We start from the raw sequence: 8,649 nt of genomic DNA on the forward strand, positions 1-8,649 counted from the left end.
ATGCCCCTTCGCGTCATCTTCATGGGCACGCCGGAGTTTTCGGTGCCGACTTTGCGCGCGATCGCCGAGGCTGGCCATGAGATATCGGCCGTCTACACCCAGCCGCCGCGCGCCGCAGGACGACGCGGGCTGGAACTGACACCGTCGCCGGTGCAGCGCGAGGCGGAGCGATTGGGCATCGAGGTGCGGAGAGGCGGAGCGGCTGGGCATTGAAGTCCGGGCGCCGGTTTCGCTCAAGGGCGAGGCCGAGCAGGCTGCTTTCCGTGCCTTGCAGGCCGATGTCGCCGTGGTCGTCGCCTATGGCTTGCTGCTGCCGAAGGCGGTTCTCGAGGCGACCCGGCTCGGCTGCATCAACGGCCATGCGTCGCTTCTGCCGCGCTGGCGCGGTGCCGCGCCGATCCAGCGCGCCATCATGGCCGGCGACCTGGAAAGCGGCATGATGGTGATGCGCATGGAAGAGGGGCTGGACACCGGCCCGGTCGGGCTGGTTGAAAAATGCGCCATCGAACCCGATATGACAGCCGGCGATCTGCATGATCAATTGATGAGTGTCGGTGCTGCCTTGATGGTGGAAGCGCTGGCGCGACTGGAAAGGAATACCCTGACATTCACCACACAAGCTGTGGATGGGGTGACCTACGCCAAGAAAATCGATAAATCCGAGACTCGCGTGGACTGGACTCGCTCAGCAAGTGAGGTCCACAATCATATTCGCGGCCTGTCACCCTTTCCCGGCGCGTGGTCGGAGATAGGAATTGGCGGCCGCCAGGAGCGGCTGAAACTGCTTCGCTCGACGCTGTCGCAAGGCCTGTCGCTTTGGGAAGAGTTGGGCGAGTCGGGAGGAATTCTCGATGACCGGCTGACGGTCGCCTGCGGGGCAGGCGCGATCAGGCTGGTCGAAGTTCAACGCGCGGGCGGAAAGCCCGCTGCCGCGTCGGAGTTCCTGCGCGGGGCCAAGATCGAAAAAGGACTGAAATTCTCATGAGCATGATGTCGATACGCGCGGCAACGCCGCGGGATCGCGAGGCCATCCGCCTCGTCGAGGAACACGCTTTCGGCCAGCAGGCGGAGGCCGGTCTGGTCGACGCGCTGGTGACCGGCGGCGACGCTGTTGCCGAACTGGTGGCGGAAGAGGACGGCCAGGTGGTCGGCCACATCCTATTTTCGCGGCTGTTCGTCCAGAATGGCGGCAAGACTTTCGCGGCCGTGGCGCTGGCACCGCTGGCGGTGGAGCCCTCGTTCCATGGCAGCGGCATCGGCGGCGCGCTGATCCGCGAGGCGCATATCCGCCTCAGGGATGCCGGCGAAACGCTGGCTGTGGTGCTCGGCGACCCCATCTATTACGGGCGTTTCGGATATAGCCACACGCGTGCCGAGAACTTCGAGAGCGAATACCAGGGCGAAGCGCTGCAGGCGCTGGCCTGGGGCGACGCGCCTGAGGCCGGCACACTGGTCTACGCCTCCGCCTTCACCGCTCTCGCCGCGTAGGCGAGAGCGTATAGCCGCCCGGCATGCCGCGTTTTCGCCTCGACATCGAATATGATGGCAGTCTGTTTGCCGGCTGGCAGCACCAGGCGGATCAGCCTTCGGTGCAACAGGCGATCGAGCGGGCGATCGAAAAATTCTGCGGCGAAGCGATCCGGCTGCGCGCCGCCGGCCGCACCGATGCCGGCGTCCATGCGACCGCGCAGGTGGCGCATCCCGACCTCGCCAAGGCGTGGCCGGGCGACAAGGTGCGCGATGCCGTCAACGCCCATCTGCAGGCGGCCGGGGCGCGCATCGCCATCCTGAAAGCGACAGTCGTCTCCGACAGCTTCGACGCCCGCTTCTCGGCCATCGGCCGCCACTATCTCTACCGCATCCTGAACCGCCGTGCCCCGGCCGCGCTCGACAAGGGCAAGGTATGGTGGGTGCCGAAGCGGCTCGACGCCGGCGCCATGCACGAAGCGGCGAAAGTCCTGCTCGGACGGCATGATTTCACCACCTTCCGCTCGACCCAGTGCCAGGCCAACAGCCCGATCAGGACGCTGGAACGGCTCGATGTGAGCCGACAGGGCGACATGATCGAGGTCAGGGCTTCGGCGCGCTCATTCCTGCACAATCAGGTACGTTCGATGGTCGGCTCGCTCAAGCGCGTCGGCGACGGCGGCTGGACCGCGGCCGACCTGAAAACGGCGCTCGAGGCGCACGACCGCGCCGCCTGTGGCCAAGTGGCGCCGCCCGACGGGCTGTTTCTCACCGGTGTCGATTATCCAGTCGAGACGAGCCCGGACAGGCTCTGAACTCCGGCATCGTCCGGCACGGTGATGCCGAGCAGCGTCTGCAGGCCGAACAGCACCAGCAGCGAGGCGATGAACATGCCGACGAAAACGGCGGTGCCGACCGATGCGCCCCTGCCGATCGTGGCGTTGGTCATGCGCCAGGTCAGCACCATCGACAGGGCAAACAGGAACAGCGACACAAGGCTCGCAGCCTGGCTTGCGGACGACAGGAAAAGCCGGATCAGCGCCGAGGGCAGCATCAGCCATGCGGTGATGGCCGAAGCCCAGTTGCTGGCGACGACGTAGTGGACGAAGCGGCCGCCTATGCCGGCGCGCGGCGCGATGAAAGCGAGCGCAACCAGCGGCAGCACCCAGGAGCCGATGTCGACCGTCGCCAGGCGGACCAGCATGCTGAAGCGGCCCGCGAAGGCGTCGGCATCGCCGATTTCGTTGGCGATGCCGACCCAGCCGACGATCAGCGCCGGTGCAGCAACGACAATGGCGAAGAAGGAATTCCAGAAGCCGTCGGCCGACAGGTCGAGCAGGCGCAGGCCGTCGGCCTTGCCGAGCATCAATCGCCAGGCGCCCGTCAGCGAAGCTTGGGTTTCGTCCGCCGAAAGCATGCTGTTCAGCCCTGTCCGAACCAGTCTTCTATGAAGCGCTGGTAGATTTGCGTCAGCGTTTCCAAATCGGCAATGGCGACGCGCTCGTCGACCATATGCATTGTCTTGCCGACCAGCCCGAACTCGACCACCGGACAATAGTCCTTGATGAAACGCGCGTCGGACGTTCCACCGGAGGTCGACAGCGTCGGCTCCTTGCCGACCGCCGACTTGATCGAGCCGCGCAGCGTTTCGATCAGCCTGTCGTCGCGGGTCAGGAAGACATGGCTCGGCCGGTCGCGCCAGACGAGCTCGTAGTCGACCGGCGTCTTCTTGCCCTGCCGGTACTTCCTGCGCCTGGCCGCCTGGTCGAGCCGGTTGTGGATCTCGGCCTGCAGGGTCTCGTCCGTCCAGGTGTCGTTGAAGCGGATGTTGAAGGTCGCGGTCGCTTTGGCCGCAATGACATTGGTGGCGGGGTTGCCGACATCGATGGAGGTGATCTCCAGATTGGTCGGCTGGAAGTCCCTGGTCCCCTTGTCGAAAACCGGATGCAGCAAGGCGTCGACCAGGCTCATCAGCCCGCGCACCGGGTTGTCGGCAAGCAGGGGATAGGCGACATGGCCCTGGCGGCCATTGACGGTGACCGCGCCGGACATCGAACCGCGGCGGCCGATCTTGATCATGTCGCCGAGAGCGTCCGGATTGGTCGGCTCGCCGACGACAGAGGCATCCCATTTCTCGCCCCGCGAAGCCGCCCATTCGAGCAGCTTCACCGTGCCGTTGATGGCCGGGCCTTCCTCGTCGCCGGTGATCAGCAGCGAGACCGACCCTTTCGGACCGCCATTGGCCTCGACATGGCGCGCCACGGCGGCGATGAAACAGGCAATGCCGCCCTTCATGTCGACGGCGCCGCGGCCATACATCTCGCCATTGGCGATCTCGGCGGCGAAAGGCGGATGCGTCCAGGCGGCTTCGTCGCCGACAGGCACCACGTCGGTGTGTCCGGCGAACATCAGATGCGGGCCATTGCCGGAGCGCCTTGCATAGAGGTTTTCGATATCGGGCGTGCCGTCTTCGGAAAACACCGGCCGATCGACCAGGAAGCCGAGCGGTTTGAGCATCGTCTCCAGCGCGGTCAGCGCGCCGCCCTCAGCGGGCGTCACCGAAGCGCAACGGATAAGGGCGGCGAGGTTTTCGGCGGGATCGGTCGGCAGCGTCATGGCAAAAGCGATAGTCGAAAGCGCAGGGCCTGTCACGGCCAGACATAGGGGCCAGCCTCATGGCTGGCGATACCGCCGATATTATGGTTTTCATGTCGTATAGTTGCGTCCCGGCGCGGGCGACAGGATGGCAGACAAGGACAGAAGGATCGTCATAGCCGGTGCCGGCAGCATCGGCTGCTATGCCGGCGGCTGCCTGGCGCTGGCCAACCGAGAGGTCATTCTGCTGGCTCGGCCGCGCATCGAGGCAGCGTTGCGGCAGGGTGGATTGCGGGTCAGCGACCTCCAGGGCCGCGATCGCTCGATCAAGCCCGAGGCGCTTGTCGTCACCGTCGATCCGGCCGCCGCTTTGCCGCTGGCGGACGTGATCCTGGTCACGGTCAAGAGCGGCGGCGCCACCCAGGATATGGCGGATCTTATCAAAGCCCATGCCCGGCCCGACGCCGTGGTGATCAGCCTGCAGAACGGCGTCGACAATGCCGACAGGCTGCGCGCTGAACTTGCCGGACGTACGGTGCTGGCCGGCATGGTGCCGTTCAATGTGGTGCAGTCGCCGGACGGCGAACTGCCGCTGCGCGTTCACCGCGCCAGCGACGGCACGGTAATGGTCGAGGATGGCGCCGCCGGCCTGGTCGGCCTGCTTGGCGTCGAAGGGTTTGCGGTCGAAGCCCATGGCGACATGAAAGCCGTGCTGTGGGGCAAGCTGCTGATGAATTTGAACAACGCGCTGGTGGCGCTTTCCGGCCTGCCGCTGGCGACCGAACTGGCCGATCGGCGCTGGCGGCTGATCCTGGCCGGCCAGATCGACGAGGCCCTGAGAGCGATGAGAGCGTCCGGCATCGAGCCGGCGCGGATCGCCGGCCTGCCGCCGGCGTTGCTGCCGAAGGTGCTCAGGCTGCCGGACTGGCTGTTCAAGCTGCTGGCGCGGCGCTTGCTGGCGATCGACCTGCAGGCGCGCTCGTCGATGTGGGACGATCTTCAGCGCGGCCGGCCGACAGAGATCGACGACCTGCAAGGCGCCATCTTGCAGCTGGCGGGGAAGGCCGGCACGCCCGTGCCGACGGTTCAGCGGGTCACCGCTTTGGTGCGCGCGGCGGAAGCGGAGCGGCTTGGCTCGCCGGGCCTGGCGCCGGAGCAGGTTGTTGCACCGGCCGGCCGTCGATCAACGTGATCTTCTGCCAGATTTTCCGCGACAGGTTGGATGCCAGGTTCTCGATGTCGTTGACGCCGTCGATGACCACGTCGTCATTGACCGACTGTGCGAACAATGCGGCGATCTTGCCCGTGATCGACAGCATTTCGGAGCAATAGTCGAGGTAACGCGCCAGGTCGGCGGCATTGGTGATGCGGGCCGGCGAGTGCGCCGTCGGCTTGAAATCGGCCGAAAGGGCTGCCGGATCCTTGGTCAGCTGGTGCATGTCGATGACATGGATCAGCGAACGCAGGCCGTGCAGCTGGCGAAACACCCTTTTGCGCTTGATGCGCTCCTCGGTGCGGATCAGAGCAAGCAAGCCCAACACAGCGAGTATGACGGTGTTGATCGAAGCCTCTATGCCTTGCACCGACTGCAGGGCATCGTGGGTTCCCGAAATGCGGTCGATCGGCAAGATAGTACCGACGAACAGGAACACCAGCACACCCGTGACGAAGGCGGCGACGATGAGCCCGCGCAGCCACCAGATCGGTGCTTCGAGCACCTTGGCCGCCTTGGCCAGATCTCGCGACAGCGAGACCAGTTCGGCGGCGACGCCACGCAATCCCGCTTCGGGGAAACGGTCGGCGATCCGCTCTTCCAGCCGCTCGGCGGTTTCGACGATCAGTTTCGGATCAAGCGTGCGGTAGCGCATGTCCGATCGGCCCTCAGGATTGTTCCGGCTCGTTGGTGCGCCGGCCATAGCGGTTGGGTCCAGGCTGCCCTGGAAACAGGCACAACACAAGGAAGGCGACGATCGAGACCACCGGCACGAACAGGATCAGCGCGGCAATGCCCGGCTTGTCCAAATCGTGCAGCCGCTTCACCGCCAGCGCGATGTTCGACCACAGCGAGGCGATGAAGGCGACGAAGAAGATGAACGACCACATGTTGCTCTCGGCCGAGCCTTCCGGCACCAGCGTGAAGCGGTAGAGCGGGAAGGCCTGGATGATGGCGACGAGCAACCCGCCAAGAAAATAGGCCGCGCGACTGACGCGGCCCGAGGTTTTGAAGAAAAGCCAGGTGAGATCTGATCTGTCAGGCAAGCGGGTCCGGTCCATATTGATTGGCGCCTCTGGCGCCTTCGAGAATGCCGCATTCCACCAGAAACCAGATCGGGCCGATGAGCGGCACCAGCATGATCAGGCTCCACCAGCCCGACTTGCCGCGATCATGCCAGCGCTTGGCGTAGACTGCGAGCGCGAAATAGATCGAGGCCAGAGCGATGAGAATGCCGATGATGCCGATCTGGGCGCCACTGGCGGTCGTGAGACGTGTACCGAGGATCGCATCGAGAATGAAGGCAACGATACCAATGACGATGAAAACGCCAATCGCGGCCCAGAACTTGCCACGGTTGATGCGACCATCAAAACTTGTGAGCAGATACTTCCAGTCCATGTCACCCCTCCATCTTGAACCAGCGCGACCGATTGTCGCGCCGGCGGAAGGTGCGCTCGCTTTGCGCAAAGATCAATCGCGCAGCAATTCGTTGATCGAGGTTTTGGAGCGGGTCTTGGCGTCGACACGCTTGACGATGACGGCGCAGTAGAGGTTGGGACCCGGCTCGCCGTTCGGAAAGGGCTTGCCCGGCATCGTTCCGGCGACGACGACGGAATTCGGCGGCACTTCGCCATAGAAGATCTCGCCGGTGGCGCGGTCGACGATCTTGGTCGACTGGCCGATGAAGACGCCCATGCCGAGCACCGAGCCTTCGCGCACGATGCAGCCCTCGACCACCTCCGAACGCGCGCCGATAAAACAATTGTCCTCGATGATGGTCGGGCCGGCCTGCATCGGCTCCAGCACGCCGCCGATGCCGACGCCGCCGGACAGATGCACGTTCTTACCGATCTGGGCGCAGGAGCCGACCGAGGCCCAGGTGTCGACCATGGTGCCGCTGTCGACATACGCGCCGACATTGACGAAGGACGGCATCAGCACGGCGCCCGGTGCGACATAGGCCGAACGGCGCACGACCGACGACGGCACGGCTCGGAAGCCCGCCTTTTCGAAATCGACGGCACTCCAGCCGTCGAACTTCGACGGCACCTTGTCCCACCACACCGCCTCGCCGGGTCCCCCCTTGATGATCTCCATCGGGTTGAGCCGGAACGACAACAGCACGGCCTTCTTCAGCCACTGGTTGACATGCCACTTGCCGTCGGCCTGCCGCTCGGCGACGCGGACGGCGCCGCGGTCGAGCAGATCGAGCGCCGACTGGATGGCGTCGCGCGTTTCGCCGCGCGTTGCCGTCGAAATCGCGTCGCGTTCCTCGAAGGCCTTCTCGATGGTCTTTTCGAGGCTCGCCAGATCGGGCTTCGACATGAATTCGCTCCATTACCAAGCTGTTAAGGGGCAACGCCTTAACCTGTTTTGAAAGTCGCGCGGACCCCTTGGCAGGCTTTGCCTGCCTGGATCTTCGCATGTAGCAGGTTCTTGTCACAAAACCGCGGGACACTTTTGCGGAACCTGCTTATGTGAAGCCTTGGTGAGGGTCAATCGCGGCTGCGTCATGGGGCGGCGCAAGTGAAGAATTTGGACGGGTAGAGCATATGACACCTATGGAAAAGGCGGGCTGGACGCCACTGCCGCATTCGGACGAGGATCTGGAGCGGTCGAAGAGTGTGCCGGATACGCCGCAGACGCGTGCCGAAACCTACCGGCTCGCCTGGAACGATCCCGACTTCATGACGCGGCGCGAGTTGCGCGCGGTCCGGCTGCAGCTTGAACTCCTGAAACCGGAAATGATCCTGGCCGAACGCGGCATCCGTTCGACGGTGATCCTGTTCGGCGGCGCGCGCCTGCCGGAACCCGGCGGCGAGGCCTGGGCGGCCAAGAACGAGACGCAGAAGAAGAACCTCGAGGAGAACAGCAAATACTATGAGGAGGCGCGGAAATTCGCCCGCCTCTGCTCGCAGCAGTCGGCTACCTCCTATTACCGCGAATATGTCGTGGTGACCGGTGGCGGGCCCGGCGTGATGGAAGCGGGAAACCGCGGCGCCGACGATGTCGGCGCGCCGTCGATCGGCCTCAACATCGTCCTGCCGCACGAGCAGGCGCCGAACATCTATGTGACGCCGGAGCTCTGCTTCAACTTCCATTATTTTGCTATCCGCAAGATGCATTTCGTCATGCGCGCCAAGGCGGTCGCGGTGTTTCCGGGCGGCTTCGGCACGATGGACGAATTCTTCGAGACGCTGACCCTGATCCAGACAGGGCGCATGGAGCGCGTGCCCGTGATCCTGTTCGGCAAATCCTTCTGGAAGCGGGCGATCAATCTCGATTTTCTCGCCGAGCAGGGCACGATCAGCCCCGGCGATCAGGACATCATCGACTTCGTCGACACCGCCGACGAAGCCTGGGGGATCATT

At 64.5% G+C, this 8,649-nt stretch carries 10 protein-coding genes and 1 pseudogene; 5 read left to right on the forward strand and 6 right to left on the reverse strand.

What is annotated here, in order from left to right; translation table 11 throughout:
• The 3 genes and pseudogenes from fmt to truA all read left to right on the forward strand — a co-directional run bounded on the left by fmt (position 1) and on the right by truA (position 2,282).
• A pseudogene (gene fmt, locus EOB49_RS27440) lies at positions 1–985 on the forward strand (methionyl-tRNA formyltransferase).
• Complete coding sequence (locus EOB49_RS27445) at positions 982–1,488, forward strand: N-acetyltransferase (RefSeq protein ID WP_127271002.1); 507 nt, start codon at positions 982–984, stop codon at positions 1,486–1,488. Before fmt ends, EOB49_RS27445 begins: the two are co-directional and overlap by 4 nt.
• Positions 1,489–1,511: 23 nt before the next feature.
• Entirely contained in the window at positions 1,512–2,282 is a 771-nt protein-coding gene (gene truA, locus EOB49_RS27450; RefSeq protein WP_127382828.1) for a tRNA pseudouridine(38-40) synthase TruA, read from the forward strand.
• Here the strand turns inward: truA and EOB49_RS27455 are convergent.
• A complete protein-coding gene (locus EOB49_RS27455; protein ID WP_127382829.1) occupies positions 2,249–2,884 on the reverse strand; it encodes a transporter in 636 nt (211 codons plus the stop codon). The two genes, truA and EOB49_RS27455, sit on opposite strands and share 34 nt — an antisense overlap.
• Before the next feature lie 5 nt (positions 2,885–2,889).
• The gene (gene dapE, locus EOB49_RS27460; protein ID WP_127273255.1) at positions 2,890–4,083 is read right to left on the reverse strand and encodes a succinyl-diaminopimelate desuccinylase; all 1,194 of its coding nucleotides are present in this window, start codon (positions 4,081–4,083) and stop codon (positions 2,890–2,892) included.
• A 127-nt stretch (positions 4,084–4,210) separates the two neighbouring features.
• On the opposite strand from dapE, the gene EOB49_RS27465 reads away from it, so the two are divergent.
• Positions 4,211–5,254, forward strand: a complete 1,044-nt coding sequence (locus tag EOB49_RS27465; protein ID WP_127382830.1) for a 2-dehydropantoate 2-reductase — start codon at positions 4,211–4,213, stop codon at positions 5,252–5,254.
• Here the strand turns inward: EOB49_RS27465 and EOB49_RS27470 are convergent.
• From EOB49_RS27470 to dapD, 4 genes are all read right to left on the reverse strand, one after another.
• Positions 5,157–5,930, reverse strand: coding sequence for a hypothetical protein (locus EOB49_RS27470; RefSeq protein WP_127318320.1), 774 nt, complete (start codon positions 5,928–5,930; stop codon positions 5,157–5,159). The genes EOB49_RS27465 and EOB49_RS27470 overlap by 98 nt on opposite strands.
• 13 nt (positions 5,931–5,943) lie before the next feature.
• Positions 5,944–6,321, reverse strand: coding sequence for a DUF805 domain-containing protein (locus tag EOB49_RS27475; RefSeq protein ID WP_023810766.1), 378 nt, complete (start codon positions 6,319–6,321; stop codon positions 5,944–5,946).
• Positions 6,314–6,676 (reverse strand): DUF805 domain-containing protein, encoded by a 363-nt coding sequence (locus EOB49_RS27480; RefSeq protein WP_127318322.1) that lies wholly within the window; start codon positions 6,674–6,676, stop codon positions 6,314–6,316. Before EOB49_RS27480 ends, EOB49_RS27475 begins: the two co-directional genes overlap by 8 nt.
• Before the next feature lie 72 nt (positions 6,677–6,748).
• Positions 6,749–7,603, reverse strand: coding sequence for a 2,3,4,5-tetrahydropyridine-2,6-dicarboxylate N-succinyltransferase (gene dapD, locus EOB49_RS27485; RefSeq protein WP_127269742.1), 855 nt, complete (start codon positions 7,601–7,603; stop codon positions 6,749–6,751).
• Between the two features lie 227 nt (positions 7,604–7,830).
• On the opposite strand from dapD, the gene EOB49_RS27490 reads away from it, so the two are divergent.
• On the forward strand, positions 7,831–8,649 hold an 819-nt coding region (locus tag EOB49_RS27490; RefSeq protein ID WP_206526149.1), incomplete at its 3' end, for an LOG family protein.

The sequence above is a fragment of the Mesorhizobium sp. M7A.F.Ca.MR.148.00.0.0 genome, from assembly GCF_003997735.1.
GTDB lineage: Bacteria > Pseudomonadota > Alphaproteobacteria > Rhizobiales > Rhizobiaceae > Mesorhizobium.